General features: G+C 56.2%; 17 protein-coding genes. 6 read left to right on the top strand and 11 right to left on the bottom strand.

From position 1 onward, the window contains the following. Window positions 1-205 precede the first annotated feature (205 nt). Complete coding sequence (locus AC3QL2_RS01650; RefSeq protein WP_493236142.1) at window positions 206-430, bottom strand: hypothetical protein; 225 nt, start codon at window positions 428-430, stop codon at window positions 206-208. Further along, window positions 427-795 carry a hypothetical protein gene (locus tag AC3QL2_RS01645; RefSeq protein ID WP_493236143.1) on the bottom strand — a complete coding sequence of 123 codons (369 nt, stop codon included), beginning with the start codon at window positions 793-795 and terminating at the stop codon, window positions 427-429. The genes AC3QL2_RS01650 and AC3QL2_RS01645 overlap by 4 nt, the downstream gene beginning before the upstream one ends. A gap of 44 nt (window positions 796-839) precedes the next feature. On the opposite strand from AC3QL2_RS01645, the gene AC3QL2_RS01640 reads away from it, so the two are divergent. After that, window positions 840-1,934, top strand: coding sequence for an IS5 family transposase (locus AC3QL2_RS01640; protein ID WP_493240271.1), 1,095 nt, complete (start codon window positions 840-842; stop codon window positions 1,932-1,934). A 43-nt stretch (window positions 1,935-1,977) separates the two neighbouring features. Here the strand turns inward: AC3QL2_RS01640 and AC3QL2_RS01635 are convergent, their stop codons facing one another. After that, a complete protein-coding gene (locus AC3QL2_RS01635) occupies window positions 1,978-2,577 on the bottom strand; it encodes a hypothetical protein (RefSeq protein WP_493240335.1) in 600 nt (199 codons plus the stop codon). Further along, on the bottom strand, window positions 2,574-3,116 hold the full coding sequence (locus tag AC3QL2_RS01630; protein ID WP_493236439.1) for a PAAR domain-containing protein: 543 nt from the start codon (window positions 3,114-3,116) through the stop codon (window positions 2,574-2,576). The genes AC3QL2_RS01635 and AC3QL2_RS01630 overlap by 4 nt, the downstream gene beginning before the upstream one ends. Window positions 3,117-3,334: 218 nt before the next feature. Here AC3QL2_RS01630 and AC3QL2_RS01625 point away from each other — a divergent pair. Beyond that, window positions 3,335-4,155, top strand: a protein-coding gene (locus AC3QL2_RS01625; RefSeq protein ID WP_493240282.1) for an IS5 family transposase whose coding sequence is annotated in 2 segments (ribosomal slippage) — window positions 3,335-3,683 and window positions 3,683-4,155 — 822 coding nt in all. Because the reading frame shifts where the segments join, the coding sequence is not laid out codon by codon here. 138 nt (window positions 4,156-4,293) lie between these two features. Next, a protein-coding gene (locus AC3QL2_RS01620) for an IS5 family transposase (RefSeq protein ID WP_493240334.1) occupies window positions 4,294-5,114 on the top strand; the annotation gives its coding sequence in 2 pieces (ribosomal slippage) (window positions 4,294-4,642 and window positions 4,642-5,114; 822 coding nt in all). Between the two features lie 60 nt (window positions 5,115-5,174). Here AC3QL2_RS01620 and AC3QL2_RS01615 read toward each other — a convergent pair. Then, window positions 5,175-5,816 carry an HAD hydrolase-like protein gene (locus AC3QL2_RS01615; RefSeq protein WP_493236343.1) on the bottom strand — a complete coding sequence of 214 codons (642 nt, stop codon included), beginning with the start codon at window positions 5,814-5,816 and terminating at the stop codon, window positions 5,175-5,177. A gap of 423 nt (window positions 5,817-6,239) precedes the next feature. On the opposite strand from AC3QL2_RS01615, the gene AC3QL2_RS01610 reads away from it, so the two are divergent. Further along, entirely contained in the window at window positions 6,240-6,614 is a 375-nt protein-coding gene (locus AC3QL2_RS01610; RefSeq protein WP_493236345.1) for a hypothetical protein, read from the top strand. Between the two features lie 565 nt (window positions 6,615-7,179). Here AC3QL2_RS01610 and AC3QL2_RS01605 read toward each other — a convergent pair. Continuing rightward, window positions 7,180-7,620 carry a hypothetical protein gene (locus AC3QL2_RS01605; protein WP_493236347.1) on the bottom strand — a complete coding sequence of 147 codons (441 nt, stop codon included), beginning with the start codon at window positions 7,618-7,620 and terminating at the stop codon, window positions 7,180-7,182. Window positions 7,621-7,763: 143 nt separating this feature from the next. Beyond that, entirely contained in the window at window positions 7,764-8,492 is a 729-nt protein-coding gene (locus AC3QL2_RS01600; RefSeq protein ID WP_493236348.1) for a DUF2971 domain-containing protein, read from the bottom strand. Window positions 8,493-8,782: 290 nt separating this feature from the next. On the opposite strand from AC3QL2_RS01600, the gene AC3QL2_RS01595 reads away from it, so the two are divergent. Next, window positions 8,783-9,403 (top strand): tyrosine-type recombinase/integrase, encoded by a 621-nt coding sequence (locus AC3QL2_RS01595; protein ID WP_493236349.1) that lies wholly within the window; start codon window positions 8,783-8,785, stop codon window positions 9,401-9,403. A gap of 273 nt (window positions 9,404-9,676) precedes the next feature. On the opposite strand, the gene AC3QL2_RS01590 is transcribed toward AC3QL2_RS01595, so the two are convergent. The 4 genes from AC3QL2_RS01590 to AC3QL2_RS01575 all read right to left on the bottom strand — a co-directional run bounded on the left by AC3QL2_RS01590 (window position 9,677) and on the right by AC3QL2_RS01575 (window position 14,488). Further along, window positions 9,677-11,167, bottom strand: coding sequence for a GIY-YIG nuclease family protein (locus tag AC3QL2_RS01590; RefSeq protein WP_493236351.1), 1,491 nt, complete (start codon window positions 11,165-11,167; stop codon window positions 9,677-9,679). A gap of 639 nt (window positions 11,168-11,806) precedes the next feature. Continuing rightward, on the bottom strand, window positions 11,807-11,995 hold the full coding sequence (locus tag AC3QL2_RS01585) for a hypothetical protein (protein WP_493240332.1): 189 nt from the start codon (window positions 11,993-11,995) through the stop codon (window positions 11,807-11,809). A 117-nt stretch (window positions 11,996-12,112) separates the two neighbouring features. After that, entirely contained in the window at window positions 12,113-13,684 is a 1,572-nt protein-coding gene (locus tag AC3QL2_RS01580) for a hypothetical protein (RefSeq protein ID WP_493236353.1), read from the bottom strand. A gap of 258 nt (window positions 13,685-13,942) precedes the next feature. Further along, window positions 13,943-14,488 carry a tyrosine-type recombinase/integrase gene (locus AC3QL2_RS01575; RefSeq protein WP_493236354.1) on the bottom strand — a complete coding sequence of 182 codons (546 nt, stop codon included), beginning with the start codon at window positions 14,486-14,488 and terminating at the stop codon, window positions 13,943-13,945. 322 nt (window positions 14,489-14,810) lie between these two features. Here AC3QL2_RS01575 and AC3QL2_RS01570 point away from each other — a divergent pair, with 322 nt between their 5' ends. Beyond that, window positions 14,811-15,485 carry a hypothetical protein gene (locus AC3QL2_RS01570; RefSeq protein ID WP_493236356.1) on the top strand — a complete coding sequence of 225 codons (675 nt, stop codon included), beginning with the start codon at window positions 14,811-14,813 and terminating at the stop codon, window positions 15,483-15,485. Window positions 15,486-15,530 lie beyond the last annotated feature (45 nt).

The raw sequence follows: 15,530 nt of genomic DNA, 5'->3' as shown, positions 1-15,530 counted from the left end.
AGGGGGATCGCGCGGCGCGCGGCCAGATCGATGGACTTGAATGTCATCGATCTTCCCGCGCTTGTGTTGCGGAACGACGGTGGTGCCGGCTCATTCCTGCGGACGGCAGCCCCGCCAGCCGGCTTCAGCCCAGCAAAACCGCCGCAATCGCCATCACCTTTCAGAAGAGCATGCTCAGATAACTTGTCGGGACCTGGCGGCCAAGTTATGCAACTGGCCTCGTTGCGTAGTAGACGCCAAACGCGAGCAACACCGGCAAGATCAGTTGTGAGATGGCTACAAGGACCCCCAGCATCCGGCTTCTTCGAGCGTGCTCGGAGAAGCCGGCAATCAGCAAAGCAAGCTGGAAAAGCGCGACAACATAAAAGATGCCTGAGAACTGACTATCAGCCATCGCTGCAAGAAAGCCCTCGAACGGAGTCAGATTCATTGGTTGAATGCCATGAAGTTCCAGCGGAATAGATCGAAGTACTTGATGAAGTCACTGCTGCGGTTATGGGTCGAAGTATTCTCGTAATCCCATCGACCATTTCCATGATTGGTGTAGATGCCGTGCTCCAACGGCAACCCAGCATATGCGCTCTGCTGGGGATCTGCGGAATTCCTGCCGAGGAGTCTGTTGATCCAGGTCATAGGACGATGAATGGTGTAGTCCGAGTTGCCTTGAAGGATCGCAATAGCGTTGTCGTTCTTGGCGATCAATACCTGAATATGGTGTGCTAATCCACCCGATGCCTTGCCCTTCGTGTCGTGAGCTAGCAGGCTGATGCAGAACCCAGTGAACGATCCGGCCACCCACCTGTCCTAGCCGTATCCTTCAAACCCCAGGCACAGCACCGATGCGCGGCGAAGTCGATCCCCAGTCCTCGATGTTCCACTATTTCTCGGTCGAGTCCCGGATTCCGGCCGATCATCCGCTGCGTCCGGTGAAGAAACTGGCCGACTCGGCACTCTCGGCGATTTCCGCGGAACTCGATGGGCTTTACGCCAAGGGCGGCCGACCGTCGATTCCGCCGGAGCGGTTGCTCAAGGCGCAGTTGCTGATCGCGTTTTACTCGGTGCGCTCGGATCGGCAGTTCTGTGAGCAACTCGATTACAACCTGCTGTTTCGCTGGTTTCTCGATCTGGACCTGGAGTCGGGTGGATTGGATCAATCCAATTTCAGCCGCCTGCGCGAGCGATTGGTGGAAACGGACATCGCCCGTCGTTTCTTTGACGAAGTGGTGCGTCTGGCCCGCAAGGACAAGCTGCTGTCGTCCGATCACTTCACCGTGGATGGCACCTTGATCGACGCTTGGGCATCCTTCAAGAGCTTCAAGCGCAAGGACGACGACGAGCCCCCCAAGCCCGGCGGTGACGGCACCGGCATGGTGGACTTCAAAGGCGAGAAGCGTTCCAACGCCACCCACCGGAGCACGACCGATCCCGACGCGAAGCTCATGAGGAAAGGCAACGGCCAACCGGCCAAGCTCAGTTACGGCGGCCATGCGCTCATGGAGAACCGCAGCGGCCTGTGTATCGATCTGCTCATCACCGATGCGACGATGGCCGAACACAAAGCGGCTCGCCAACTGCTCACCCGCGCCCGGCGCCGCAGGATTCATCCCAAGACGCTGGGGGCCGACAAGGGCTACCACGTGAAGGACTTTGTCCAGCATTTGCGCGAGCACAAGATCAAACCTCATATCGCCCGAATTGAAGGACGCAAGACACCGGGCCTCGATGGACGGACGACCTGCACCGAAGGCTACAAGGTCAGCCAGCGCAAGAGAAAGCGGGTTGAAGAGATCTTCGGGTGGTTGAAGACGGTGGGTGGAATGAGAAAGACCCGTTTCATCGGAGAAGCCCGAACCCAGATCGCCGCCTATTTGTCGGCAGCGGCGTACAACCTGCTGCGGATTGCGAAATTGCAGACGATGGGGAGTGCGGCATGAAGCGGCACTTGGAATCGGGTGAAAACCCATTTCCCTGCCCAGTCTATGGGCATAAAAATGGGATTGAGAATCCAATTTCGGGAATGAAGTCATGAGAGATCAAACAACGGGCTTCAGGCTGGACGTGGAGTCTGAGCTTTTTGCATCGGCCTGCTAGGGCCAGAATGTCACCGGGCTGCAACTCTTCAGGGGTTTCCACGGCAATGGTATTGATCCCGATACGCTGCATGTCAGGCGCACCGTAGGAGCGCATGACCATCTCCGAAAAGCCATAGATGTTCGAGGCGTGCTTGTCATGCTCGTTGGCGTTGTACATCTCCATATTGCGGAATGTCCGTACGCCGGTCGTCAGTTTGACCGGCAGGCCTTTCGGCGCGGCATACTCGCAAAGCACACGAATGGCAAAATCTTCACAGGTGAACTTGTTGGTGTGAATGTTGCCGTCTGTGCTCCAGTAGCGTTCAGTGCGAAGGCGCTCGGCGATGTTCGGGACACTCTTCTGAAAATCCTTCACGTCTGCCAATGTCCAGAATCTAATGGTTTTCCAGAACACCTTGAGTCTGATCTTGACTCCTTGAGTGTCGTTTTTTGGCGTCAGCGCAACTGATCGGACTGTCAGCATGGATAGGACTTCTGCGCTCATGCCTTGGGTTCCTTGGCAATGTCGCAGTCCAGCGTCTCGCCGTTGTTACCGGCAACGCTCCCCGTTTTCCCGTCTATTGCTGTTGTCCCCTCAATAATTGTTCCCCGGACATCAATGAGCCGATACGGAATACCCTCGAGCAACTGTCCGTCCTGATCCTCAAGAATCAGGTGTTGATCATGGCCGTAATCTTCATGTTCAAGGGGGGCAAGCATGGAGAGCCATTTACCATTGGAATCCTGCATGAACTCTTCAGGAATGGCCTCGTCCCCCTCATTTGTCCATCCATGGACATCGTTCAGGGTGGATTCGAGCGGGCAACCGCCAGTGGTGATGTGCCCGTGGTGCGGCACATTGCGGCCATTGGGTAACGTGAAGCATGGATGTGCCTGCGTGATCAGGCAATTCTTGCGGCAGGCAATGCGTGCCCCGTAGTAGGCGAGCGGACGACCATGGCTTTTGAATGTCGGGTCACCCTCAACCACAGATCCGCCGCAAGCCGCTTTGTCACCGTACCGTATCCAGCCAAGTATCTTCATGCATGATCTCCCGATGCTAAGTAGCTGTCTCGCTATGGCGTATCGCTCGATTTTTCTATTTTTTTATGCATTATAAGTATATTGTTGGTGCTTGGTGATTCTGATTTTTTGAGTGGTGTGAGGCGTGTTCTTAGAAGCTCTAACAAAAAGACCCATTCGCCCCTGTTCACGATGGTCGAATTTCGTTAACCTCGGCCTTGTTTCTTTGAATAGAGGACATGGCCAAAGCACTTCTCGACGACGATCTGTGGGCCTTGATCGAACCGTTGCTACCTCCCGCCAAGCCCCGTCGGAACAAGTATCCGGGGCGCAAGCCGCTCGATGATCGAGCGGTTCTGACCGGCATCCTGTTCGTCCTGCAAAGCGGCATCCCTTGGGAGATGCTGCCCCAGGAAATGGGCTGCGGCTCGGGCATGAGTTGCTGGCGGCGCCTGCGTGCCTGGCAGGAAGCGGGTGTCTGGGACAGGCTGCATGAGGTACTGCTGGCTCGCTTACGCACGGCCGACAGGATCGATTGGTCCCGTTGCATCGTCGATTCTTCCTCCATTCGTGCTGTGGGTGCGGGTCAAAAACAGGACCCAATCCCACCGATCGCGCACGCCCCGGCTCCAAGCACCACCTGATCACCGAAGCGCAGGGCATTCCGTTGGCGGTCATCCTGACCGGCGCCAATCGCAACGACGTAACCCAACTTTTGCCCTTGGTCGAAGCCATTCCACCTATTCGTGGCAAGCGGGGGCGCCCACTCTCCAAGCCCCGCATCATCCAGGCCGACCGTGGCTACGATCACGACAAGTACCGCCGGCCCCTTCACGCTCAAGGCATCAAGACCGAGATCGCCCGGCGCAACACGCCGCACGGCAGCGGCTTGGGCAAAACCCGCTGGGTGGTCGAGCGAACCATCGGCTGGCTCCACAATTACCGACGCCTGCGGGTTCGATTCGAGCGATTGGCCGTCATTCACGAAGCCTTTATCAAGATCGCCTGCAGCCTTATTTGCTGGCGAAAACTGAACTGCGCGGAAAACTCATTTTGTTAGGTCTTCTTAGGTCGTCATCCAACACCCCACTGATTGGCCAGAAGGAGGTGTTAGAAGCCCTAACAAAAAGACCCATTTCCCCCTGTTCACGATGGTCGAATTTCGTTAACCTCGGCCTTGTTTCTTTGAATAGAGGACATGGCCAAAGCACTTCTCGACGACGATCTGTGGGCCTTGATCGGACCGTTGCTACCTCCCGCCAAGCCCCGTCGGAACAAGTATCCGGGGCGCAAGCCGCTCGATGATCGAGCGGTTCTGACCGGCATCCTGTTCGTCCTGCAAAGCGGCATCCCTTGGGAGATGCTGCCCCAGGAAATGGGCTGCGGCTCGGGCATGAGTTGCTGGCGGCGCCTGCGTGCCTGGCAGGAAGCGGGTGTCTGGGACAGGCTGCATGAGGTACTGCTGGCTCGCTTACGCACGGCCGACAGGATCGATTGGTCCCGTTGCATCGTCGATTCTTCCTCCATTCGTGCTGTGGGTGCGGGTCAAAAACAGGACCCAATCCCACCGATCGCGCACGCCCCGGCTCCAAGCACCACCTGATCACCGAAGCGCAGGGCATTCCGTTGGCGGTCATCCTGACCGGCGCCAATCGCAACGACGTAACCCAACTTTTGCCCTTGGTCGAAGCCATTCCACCTATTCGTGGCAAGCGGGGGCGCCCACTCTCCAAGCCCCGCATCATCCAGGCCGACCGTGGCTACGATCACGACAAGTACCGCCGGCCCCTTCACGCTCAAGGCATCAAGACCGAGATCGCCCGGCGCAACACGCCGCACGGCAGCGGCTTGGGCAAAACCCGCTGGGTGGTCGAGCGAACCATCGGCTGGCTCCAGAATTACCGACGCCTGCGGGTCCGATTCGAGCGATTGGCCGTCATTCACGAAGCCTTTATCAAGATCGCCTGCAGCCTTATTTGCTGGCGAAAACTGAACTGCGCGGAAAACTCATTTTGTTAGAGCTTCTTAGCCGGTTTGCAAAGTTGACCTGCAAGATCTGGGCAACGGCTTGGCGACACTTCAGCCCGGCAACACCGCCGCAACCGCCGCTGGCAGGTCTTCCATGCGCTCCACCAGCGGATGCCGGCAATACTTCTGAAACTCCGCCGCCCGCGTAAAGCCCCAGGCCACCCCCAGGAACGCCATGCCCACCGCCGCCGCGGCTTCCGCATCGCGGATCTCGTCACCCACGTACACCACCTGGAGCGGCTTCAGCCGGCTCGACCACAGCAACTCCTGCAGCTTGAAACGCTTGCCGAACAGGGACGCACCGCAATGCACCTGCGCAAACAGCGCCAGCGTCTCCCCACCCAGCACCGCATGCACCGCCTCGCGAGAGTTGGATGTCACCAAGGCCAGCGTCGTGCCCTGGTCCGCAATCGCCCGCAAGGCCTCCGCCGTGCCCGGATAGGGCTGCACCATGTCGATATGCGCCAGCACCCGCTGCCGCATGTCCACCGCAATCGCCGGCACCTTCCAGAACGGAATCCCCAGGTAATCCATCAACTGCCGCCCCGACATCTTGCGCGGCTCTTCCGTCGCATCCGGCGCAATACCCCGAAAACCATGCCGCTTGGCCACCTCGTTGAGGGACACAAGGAAAGCATCGAAGGAATCGGCAAGCGTGCCGTCGAAATCGAAAACCGCGAGGCGCTGCGACATGATGGAGAAAGCCGGAACAGACGAAAGTGAAAGGCGCTCGGTCGATGTTGACAGAGTATGCCGAAAGGATTGGCCGCGCAGACTACGCGAAGCCGCGTGCACGGTAAAGAGTGCCGCGTCTAAACACGATGTTGCAGCCGTCACATCGAACAATGCCATCCCGATATCGAATGTTCACGACGCACTCATCAATGTTGCCGCCACAACATGCTTAGTGGACGGTCAACATGCCATGTTCCCCTGTCAACAAAGCATGTTGACGTCACAACATAGAACATTGCGATGTGAACATACGATGTTGCGACGTCAACATTGAATATTCGCCGTGAACATCGAAAAATAATGTTGTGTGGATATTTGCACCTGTTTAACATAAATGAAACAGGCCTCGCATTCCCTTCCAAACCACACGCAGGAGGATTCATGGCAAACCCGCTGTTCAAACGTCTCCCCACCCAGGTCGTATACGCTGACCTGGAAATCTACCGTGCCCTCAAGGCCATCCCCGACTACAAGCCGGCCAACACCGACTACAGCTTCGACGTCGTGACAGCCTTGTTCAACAAGTTGCAGAGCGCCCTCGACACCGAAACCCACACCCAGAATACCTACGCCGCCGCCCGCGATGCCGCCGTCGCCGTCCAGCACGAATTCCACGCTGCAATCCTCGGCGTGAAGAACCAGTTCAAGGCGCAATACGGCGTGGACTCCGACCAGGTCGCGGCGCTGGGCTTGAAGAAGAAGTCGGAACGGAAATCGCGGGCGAGGGCAGGGAAGGTGGAGGAGGCGACGACGTAGACCGCCGTTCGACGGTATGAGATGAGGGCGTTACGCAAAGCCCACAAGGCCCAGCTGATTGCTGGGCCTTGTCACGTCGAGGGGGCTCTGCCGTCAAGAGTGAAGTTCTGCACTACCCAATATGGTCAACTGTCATAGTTTTCATGTGTCATCTCATGGGAGCCTCGATGCATCACAAACTATAAGAGTTTGCTGATCAACTGAAGGCGACTGCCAGCCTTCATGCATAGCGTTGTGCGATCTTCGGGGGGGGGGCTGAATCGGTTGAGGGCGCTGATCTGGTTAATCAACTCCGCTGATGGAGGGGCTGCTTGTCGGCCATTGCAGACGCTCATGGCCAGCGGAAGAAATGACTGCTATCAGGCAGTCAGCGGTCATCCAGGCTACTTCGAGTCCGAACGGCAGCTTTCCCTGCTGCAGGCGGGCAGGATCCGACCCAAAGCGGTCTGTCAGACGTAGGAAAAGCTGCCGTCTAGGAGCGTTTGACGTTAGGGGGCGCAAAGGGAATCCATAAGCGCAGTTTGTGGACGGTCCTTCTAGACGAAATTGTTAGGTAAAGGTTGATTCACAGTAGCTTTGCCTTCGACGGATCAGCGGTTGCAACAAGGTTTGAAAAGAACTCAAAATCTTGAGCGAGCGCTTCGACCCTATCAATGAAGATTAACGCATCAATTGAAACCAACTGCTCCCTGGGCAGTATCGTTTCCTCTAGCTCTTTGTTAAATAATCCGTAGAGATTGTGAGCCAGATAGTTGCGCTTCCTGGTTATGTCATCAAAGTGGCTCTTGCCGTTTTCGGTGAGAAGATCGGCAGCGTTGAGCTTTTTCACTAAACTGCCAAGTGTAGCTGTTCGGTTGTAATCAATAGATCTTGCATTTAGGTAGCTGCGCAAAGTTGATTCAAGCATGCCGGCTGCCAACATGACCTTACCTAGCCCGCAGCAAAAGTCTTTGTTGTCATTCAACTGACGGAAAAATTCTTCTGGTTCAACGAAGTCAAAAGGCATGGTGTCTAACGCCCTAGGTAAGCGGTGCCGGTAGAGTGCCGACAAGGACCATGAAAATACTTAACGCATAGCCCTTGTTCGCGTTCGCTTGACCGCCCAGTTAGGCCGAGTGTGTTAGATGTTGAAGCGTTTGCGCTACCCATTTATTTATACCTTGGTGTACCCAGCATACTAGATGTCCGTATGCACTCGCTAAGGCCAATCGCTGACGCGGCTTCACGAACAGCCTGCTCGTCGGATGGGGGAAGCGATGGGCCGATGAAGATGCGATAGACGAGTTGCGGTACGTCAAACTTCACGTTGATGCCTTCCGCTGGAACTGGGACTCCGAATTCTTCTGCTGTCCGGAGGGAGATTGCGAGACGGAACTCCCTTTCCCAAGAAAACGCTAAATGTTTGTACCAAAAGCGGTGAAGCATACTTACTCCGAGCCGCTCTTTGAGAAGATCAACGTACCGGACGTTTCCGGCCCAAAGATTTTCATAGCCGTATTCAGGTTTCAGTCGGAATGGTTCCACAGAAGCTGTGATGCGACTCGGGGTGCTGAGCATTGCGACACCTTTCCACGCTCCAGCATACAACTGCCACATCGCGTCGCTCTCGTACTGGGCTCGGTGCCAACAATTGATTTTCGTGAGGCGCCGTAGTTCCTCGAAGGCCCTATCTTCAGGCTCGATTCCTGCATAGCGCGGGTCAGCGGGGAAGCCCGGAGGAAGTACTGCAACAGCACCTTCGAAAGGGTCTTGAAATTGTCGGGCTGCTGCGAAGTAAAGATATCCGGTCTTTAGGAATTCTAGAAAACGCTCTGTCTTAAAATAGCGCCAGATCGGTTGTTCAAGGTCTATAGGTTCATCTTCGAAGACGGTTCGCAAATAACTCTCCTGTGAGGCCTAGCTGCTATTAAACGGACCCCTTAGGTCCATATATGAATGGATGCACATCCAGGAATTATGAGTCCGAAATCGATCGTAAAACGAGGAAGCATTCCCAGCGAATTCCATTCAACATAATGGACACAAATAAGACGGCTGGGACGTCCGCTATCTGGACAAATCATCAATGACCTTTGATGGCCGATAGTACCCCCCCAGCATCCGTTCCGGTAGCGGCCCTTCGCCATGAGTTCAAGAATTTGACTCCGATAAACAGCAAGGAGCCAATCATGGAGACCCGCGAACATCCGTATCGGGACGCCTGGAACAAGGGGAAGTTGGTTGGGCAGAAGGCACCCCTCAAACCCAAAGACATCTGGGCGATTCGTATTCATCTCCAGAATGCGCACGCAGTGCGAGACCTTGCCATGTTCAACCTGGCGATCGACAGCAAGCTCCGAGGCTGCGACCTCGTCGCTCTACGGGTGCGCGACGTGACGCACGGAGGCCAGTTGCTCTCACGCGCGATGGTTGTGCAGCGGAAAACGCAGCGACCCGTGCAGTTCGAACTGACCGAGCCTACACGCACGGCTGTGGCTGCCTGGATTGCGAAAGAGGGATTGAGGTCGGAGGACTTCCTCTTTTCGAGCCGGGTACGGAACTCCCCGCACATCTCCACGTGGCAGTACGCGAGGATCGTCGAGCACTGGGTCGTGGCGGCCGGGCTTGATCCAACCGCCTACCGTACGCACTCGATGCGGCGTACGAAGGCGACCTTGATCTGCAAGCGCACTAAGAACCTGCGGGCCGTCCAACTCCTGCTGGGACACTCGAAGCTTGAAAGCACGGTGCGATGCCTTGGCATCGAGGTGGATAATGCACTGGAGATCTCGGAGCAGACGGAGATCTAGTTAGTCATCTGCGGCCACACGAGCAACTGCTCGTGTGGCCGCTTTCTGGCATCATGTCGAACACGTACTTTCGGCCAGAAGCAGTCATGCAGGGATGGAGCCGGCAAAGACGGGTTCAGGCTGAACGGAGTCATTCGCCGCAAGCAGTCACTGCGAATGTCGAGTTCGTTAACCGACATTCAACCTCGCGCGGCATTTGGACCCAGACCGCCTTGAACTGAAACGCATCCCGGTGGGCGGCCCGCTGATTCGCACGGCCTAGACTGCGAGAGCTCAGAAGGCGCCCGTGTTGAAGCGGTACTTGGCCTGGTCTTCCGTGATGCCTCGCGTTTCTGCGATATAGAGAATCGCCTGACGCTTCGACCGGAACTCACGGCCATCGACCACTATCGGGTGTTGGGAGTGCTTGTAAGAAGTGGCGGCCAGGGGCGCGGCTATGGCTTGCTCAACAGACATGCCCTGCTGGTTGATGCGGTTCTTCAGTGTGCTCACGCCGATGCCATGTGTTCTGGCTACAGCAGTCAACGAGGGGTAGCTGACCCCGTTAACCGTGAGCTCCTTGCCATGCACCCTCTCGATCTTGGTTTGGGTGTTGACCCATTCGAAGTTGCCGGGACCCCAGGGCTCATTAGGTCGCTTCCGGACCAACTCCATGTCGGCAGGCACAGGTGATACATCAGCCTTGAAGCTGTCATAGTTGCCGACCCATTCGGCTACGACAGCGTCAGCGTGCCGTTTTTGCATCGATTTCCAGCGTCGGAATAGGTCAGAACCGGCTTCTGGATGCCAGCTACGTTGCCGTACCTTGTCTGCCTCCGGGAGGGGCAGGACTTTCTGGAGCCGGGTGCGAATGACATGCTTCGCCATGCCGAGGCGCGCACTCAGCACATCGGCTGCTTCCTCGATGGACCGAAACGTCTCGTCTCCATACTGGACGATCTTGCCGCCCGGGCTTCCTAGACCACCGGGCTTGGCTGTATTGAGACCCTGAGGCCCTAGCGCACCCAGACGCTCAACCCAGAAGGCTTCACGGGCTGGCAGCAAGAGGGGGTCCATGATGCCGGTTTCGAGGGCATCAATATCGAATCCCGCGGCTCCGTCCTCGCGGATCGCCATATGGAGCTTCGATGTCGACCCCTCAGTTGCTCTGCGCACATGAAAGGCCCAACGCTGTTCGACCGAAGTCACTGTAAGACCGACATACACGGCGCCGGTTTTGCGGCGTATGACGCGATAGATCGAACCGGACCGGTGACTGGCGAAGGCCGTAGGAACTGAGAGCGCGTCGTCAAGGTTCCAGCCGGCCTTCAGCCGAGACCAAACCAACGCGCGATCTTCGTACCTGTTCAGCGTGTGCAGCAATGCCGCAACGCTGTGAAAGTGCTTACCTGACTGCTCGGGATACTCGTCACCGTCATAGACGAAGCCCTTGCGACGACCACCGCCGTAAAAGCTCCGCCAGGTTGCCGCTGGCAGGGTCAAAGCATGCGAGAGAGTGTCGCCAGAGAGTTGGTTGCCTTTAGCCAGTGCACGCACACGCTGCCAGAAGTTTCGATAGTCCACCACCGCTTCTGTAGAGTGAGCCGAGTAGTAGGCCTGTATGTCGGTCGACTGCCCATCAATTTCGACCAGAGTGCGGCGTGCTCCGTACTTACGCCTGAACTCATCCGCAGTGAGCCAGAGGGCTTCGTCGATGTTTTCCGAGGAAAGCGCGCCGGCCTTGACCAGGCGCAGAAATCGGGCGCTGAACGTGGCGAGTGACACTGCGGGCGCACGCTCTGTAGACCAATAGATGCTGGCCGGGCCCGCATGGTCCTTGCCCCCATACCTGACGACATCAGGTGCCTTCGAATTGCTAGGTCGTCGCCCAGAAACCATCATCCCCCCAAGGTTGCGTTCTATAACGCTACGTCATGGTACAGAGAACGGGCAATGACTGCTTCCCGCCATGCAACGCGATCTAGGGGGCCAATCGCGAATGGCCGCAACCGCTGCATAGCGGTCACACGGTCTGGTTTAGTGACCGTCGGCTCAGGGTCGGTAGTTCCAGTTGGCAGGATGGAGAAGCCGCCGTTCACCGTCGCCTGACGCTCGAACGGCAGGTGACCAGCACATTGCTGCCTGACTGCGCCATCAAGCCACCGGCAGCTGAGGCCGAGGTTCTGCCGTTGATCTGAAAGGCTGTTCATCGGCCTTTGCTGACAGTGGCCTGATGAGCGGGGATAGGCTGCAATCTGTCGGTCACCGGCCGTTCAGCCGCCGATGACCTTCAAGGACCGCTCTCAGCCTGAGGCTACGACCGGGCACGCCCCTCAACGGCCCTTAGTTCAGCCCGTACTCGGAAGTCGTGTAACAAAGAACAGCAGCCGTGCCGGACTATCTCTCTCGACGGAGTTATTAGGCCTAACCAGCGCCCGACTTACTTTTTCCCACCGCCAGCGGGTGCATTGCTGCGCCCTCCACCAGATGGATTGCCTGTTCCACTGGGCCATCCACCGCCATTCCCTTGGCCACGACCACCTCCAGCTGATCCGCCACCTTTCCCACCACCGCCTTGGGAGCCACCACTACGGCCACCGCCGTTACCGCCATTTTTGCTCATTTTCTTTCTCCATGCCGGATAACTGAGGGTTACATCACTCTCCGGCGTAGTGATGCATTTTTTTAAATGCCATGCTTAGCTGGAAGCGCCCTGGAATTCGGGGCGTTTCAGCAGCGTAAGGTTCTTGCGAATGCGTCGATTTCTCTGATAAACCACTGAGTCTTCAGAGGAAGTGTTGTATGGGGCATCAGAGTTTCGGGATTTCGCACGTACTGTGGAGTATAGCCAATCAATCCTGCATAATTTGCTGCGCTCTGGCCCAAGCCTTCGTAAAAGCGATCAAACAACTCAACCTCATTTCGCTCGGAAAGCAATCGATACTGAGATTTGCAGAACGCACATACTTGGATGTAAAAAGAGACGAATAGTGGCCCGGCGGCGTACTTTGCCTGTTCAAGCGCTGACTTGAAGTGCGAGAGAGCCAGCAGGCTGTCACGGGCAAACATCGCATCACGGGCGCGTGCCCATTCGATGAGCCAACTGGGGGCAGTTTCTAACGTTACATGCCAAGCCCCTTCAGTGAACCGCCTATGTTCATTCTTGTAAGCGAGCTCAGCGCTGCCGGGCATGTCTGCGGCGAGGTTGAGTGAGCCAGGTAAGCTCCTGATCCTGTCGAGCAGCGCTTGATAGCGGTAGGGCGCCTGTTGAGCGACAGATTCGTCGGTAATGATGTAACCGTTGAGTTGCAGATCCATCAAGTCGCTGCTGGGAATTGAATGGCTGCGCTCTGCCAGGTGGTTCGTCAAGCAGCCTCGCTCCGAAGGCGCGAATGGCCCGAAACCTGCCACATGGACATTGAGGTTGTGCGCGATCATTGCCGCAAACGCATGAATCGCGAATACCTTTTCGCTGACCGCCTTCGGCAGGTGGTAGGTCAGCGGTTGAAGGGTTGGATAAAAGGTTTCCCACTTCATCCTACTGTGCTTACGTAGTCGATCGATCACCTGCTTTGACCGAGTGTTGACCCGCTGGGCGCTGAAGTCACGGCTCCATGCTTGCTCATAGAGCGGTCCTTCTTGCTGAAACTCGTGGTACTGATGAAGTTTATGCAGTGAAATACCGGTGATCCGGCAAGCGCCATCTGCGAACCCTTTCAAGGGCCACGGCTCATTCAGCGACGCGTCTGGCCAAGTGTCGCCTGGTAATAGTTCGCGGGTTAGTGTCTTCGGCAGCGCGAGAAGATCTTGGCTGAGAAAACACTGAAAGCTGTGCGTCTGACTTTGCGCATTGCAGGCGTGCTCTCTAATAAACTCCCGATAGTGACCAAGTGCTGATATGTAAAACCTTACCGCCAGTTCGGAGACGCCCCAGGGGGTATAACGTTCGGTAAGTAGAACCTCGATGTATTGGTGTAACTCACTATATTCATCGACGGATTCAAAGTCGTTTTTTGAAAAATGATTTACGTAGTCTTGGATTGTTCTGCTTTTTTTTACCTTCTGCGTGTCCTTGGGAGCAAAATGGGTAGTCACCGCGATCAGCTCGTCGAGGGATCCATACCCGCCACCTTCTTTCTTAATTGCCTTGAAAGCCTGCAGCAACGCGGCGCGCCGATCTTTCTCCGTGGCGGCGACGTGGAAAGTAACATCTTCGTTATCGCTGTTCCATAACCCTAGGCAGTTGCACACGACCTTGTGCAGGTAGCCTAGCGTCGGCAGTTGATTAGTAGTTGGCAGCATATTTTTCCCTTAAAAAAAGCTGTTACCATCCTACTGAGGTGACTGATTAATTACTAAGTATCAAAATTGCGATTGGGGCCAACACCTTGAACCTCAAGGTTCGCTGCCATTCGTTTATCAGGGCAACTATCTGAGCGGAGCGGCCCCCCGTCGCGTCTCCGATGCTCTGCGAGAAGACCGCTTCAGGGTCAGATCTCGGCCTGCTCTGAGATCTCTAAGGCATCATCGACCTCGATGCCAAGGTAGCGGACCGTGGACTCAAGCTTGGAGTGGCCTAGCAGGAGTTGGACAGCCCGCAGGTTCTTCGTGCGCTTGTAGATCAAAGTACGCCTTCGTACGTCGCATCGAGTGCGTGCCGTAGGCGGCAGGACCGAGACCAGCCGCTACGACCCAGTGCTCGACGATCCTCGCATAGTGACGGGTGGGGACGTGCGGGGAGTTGTGCAGTCGGCTCGGGAAGAGAGAATTTTCCAGCTTCAAGCCGGCCTTCGCGATCCAGGCTGCCACTGGCGTACGCGTCGGCTCCGTGAGCTCGAACTGGACGGGCCGCTGCGTCTTCCGTTGGACAACATTTGCGCGCGAGAGCATCTGGCCTCCGTGCGTCACATCGCGAACCCGTAGGCTGACGAGGTCACAGCCTCGGAGTTTGCTGTCGATAGCAAGGTTGAACATGGCGAGGTCTCGCACCTCGTGAGCTTTCTGCAGGTGAATGCGGATGGCCCAGATGTCTTTGAGTTTGAGCGGCGCCTTCTGGCCAACCAGCTTCCCCTTGTTCCAAGTCTCCCGATGTTCACGGTTTTCCATGACAGACTCCTTGCTGTTGATCGGAGCCTAATTTTTAAACTCATGGCGAAGGACTGCTATCGGCACGGATGCTAACAGGGTAGCATCGGCCTGTCGTCATCCGATCCAGATAGCAGCCACTTGGGCGAGACGGTATGCTATACACCTAGGTTCCACATGATCGATTCAACCCACCATGCAACGGCTGCTGCTTTTCCTGTCTTGTTCTTTTGCCTTGTGCGTAGTTCCTGCTTCTAAACAGTAACTTGCAAAGCGTGTTGTCCGGCATTCCGATTTTATGCGGCAAGACTGTCGCCCTAAAACAAAGTTAGAGCCCTTAAAAATGAGCGACATTAAGAAATACATACCCGACGGTACTTCGTGGCTGAGGGCCGCCGTCTCATCAATCCCAGTGGCCGGCAGCGCCCTCGACCATCTTCTATTTGATAAGGCTGATGCCATCCGTATGCGCAACATGGAAGCGGCTGTTGCATCGCTGTCAGATGAAGTTCAGAAGCTGGGGCAGCAGGCAATCGATAAGGATTGGTTTTCTTCGGAAGAAGCGTTAGCGGCGTTCAAAATTCTCTCCGACAAAGCCTCATATGAGCCCGACAAGGCAAAAATCGATGCACTAGGTCGGTTAGTGGCAACTTGCGGAACTGTCGAGCATGCCAACGATGCTAAGAAGCTTTCCGTTTTGGAGCATCTGGCGCGCCTTACTTCGGTCCAGATCAAGCTGCTTTCTGTGATACTGGGTACGCCACCACAGGAAAAGAAATTCTCCACGGGTGACCTTGAACAAACTGCTAAAGCGATTTGGCTCAGTGATGTTATTGCCGCGCTTAAGGCAGGGCCCCAATTCTGGAGCGGCAAACTAGTTGTCGATCAAGAGTTGGAAGTCCTTGAATCTTTAAACACCATCCGACGGGTGCAGTTATTTGGCCCCGGAGAACTAGGCTTCACCTTTACGGCTATTGGGCGTCATGCCGCTACTTACGTTAAGTCCGCCGGGCTCTAACAGGCCGATGCAAAAAGCTCAGACTCCACGTCCAGCCTGAAGCCC

The organism is Zoogloea sp. GW822-FHT05C07 (genome assembly GCF_058800215.1).
This window is presented reverse-complemented; position numbering and strand designations above follow the sequence as displayed.

Coding starts and splice junctions, on each gene's coding strand:
- AC3QL2_RS01650 (WP_493236142.1), bottom strand. CDS start 430: ATGAATCTGACTCCGTTCGAGGGCTTTCTTGCAGCGATGGCTGATAGT.
- AC3QL2_RS01640 (WP_493240271.1), top strand. CDS start 840: ATGCGCGGCGAAGTCGATCCCCAGTCCTCGATGTTCCACTATTTCTCG.
- AC3QL2_RS01635 (WP_493240335.1), bottom strand. CDS start 2,577: ATGAGCGCAGAAGTCCTATCCATGCTGACAGTCCGATCAGTTGCGCTG.
- AC3QL2_RS01630 (WP_493236439.1), bottom strand. CDS start 3,116: ATGAAGATACTTGGCTGGATACGGTACGGTGACAAAGCGGCTTGCGGC.
- AC3QL2_RS01615 (WP_493236343.1), bottom strand. CDS start 5,816: ATGTCGCAGCGCCTCGCGGTTTTCGATTTCGACGGCACGCTTGCCGAT.
- AC3QL2_RS01610 (WP_493236345.1), top strand. CDS start 6,240: ATGGCAAACCCGCTGTTCAAACGTCTCCCCACCCAGGTCGTATACGCT.
- AC3QL2_RS01605 (WP_493236347.1), bottom strand. CDS start 7,620: ATGCCTTTTGACTTCGTTGAACCAGAAGAATTTTTCCGTCAGTTGAAT.
- AC3QL2_RS01595 (WP_493236349.1), top strand. CDS start 8,783: ATGGAGACCCGCGAACATCCGTATCGGGACGCCTGGAACAAGGGGAAG.
- AC3QL2_RS01585 (WP_493240332.1), bottom strand. CDS start 11,995: ATGGCGGTAACGGCGGTGGCCGTAGTGGTGGCTCCCAAGGCGGTGGTG.
- AC3QL2_RS01580 (WP_493236353.1), bottom strand. CDS start 13,684: ATGCTGCCAACTACTAATCAACTGCCGACGCTAGGCTACCTGCACAAG.
- AC3QL2_RS01575 (WP_493236354.1), bottom strand. CDS start 14,488: ATGGAAAACCGTGAACATCGGGAGACTTGGAACAAGGGGAAGCTGGTT.
- AC3QL2_RS01570 (WP_493236356.1), top strand. CDS start 14,811: ATGAGCGACATTAAGAAATACATACCCGACGGTACTTCGTGGCTGAGG.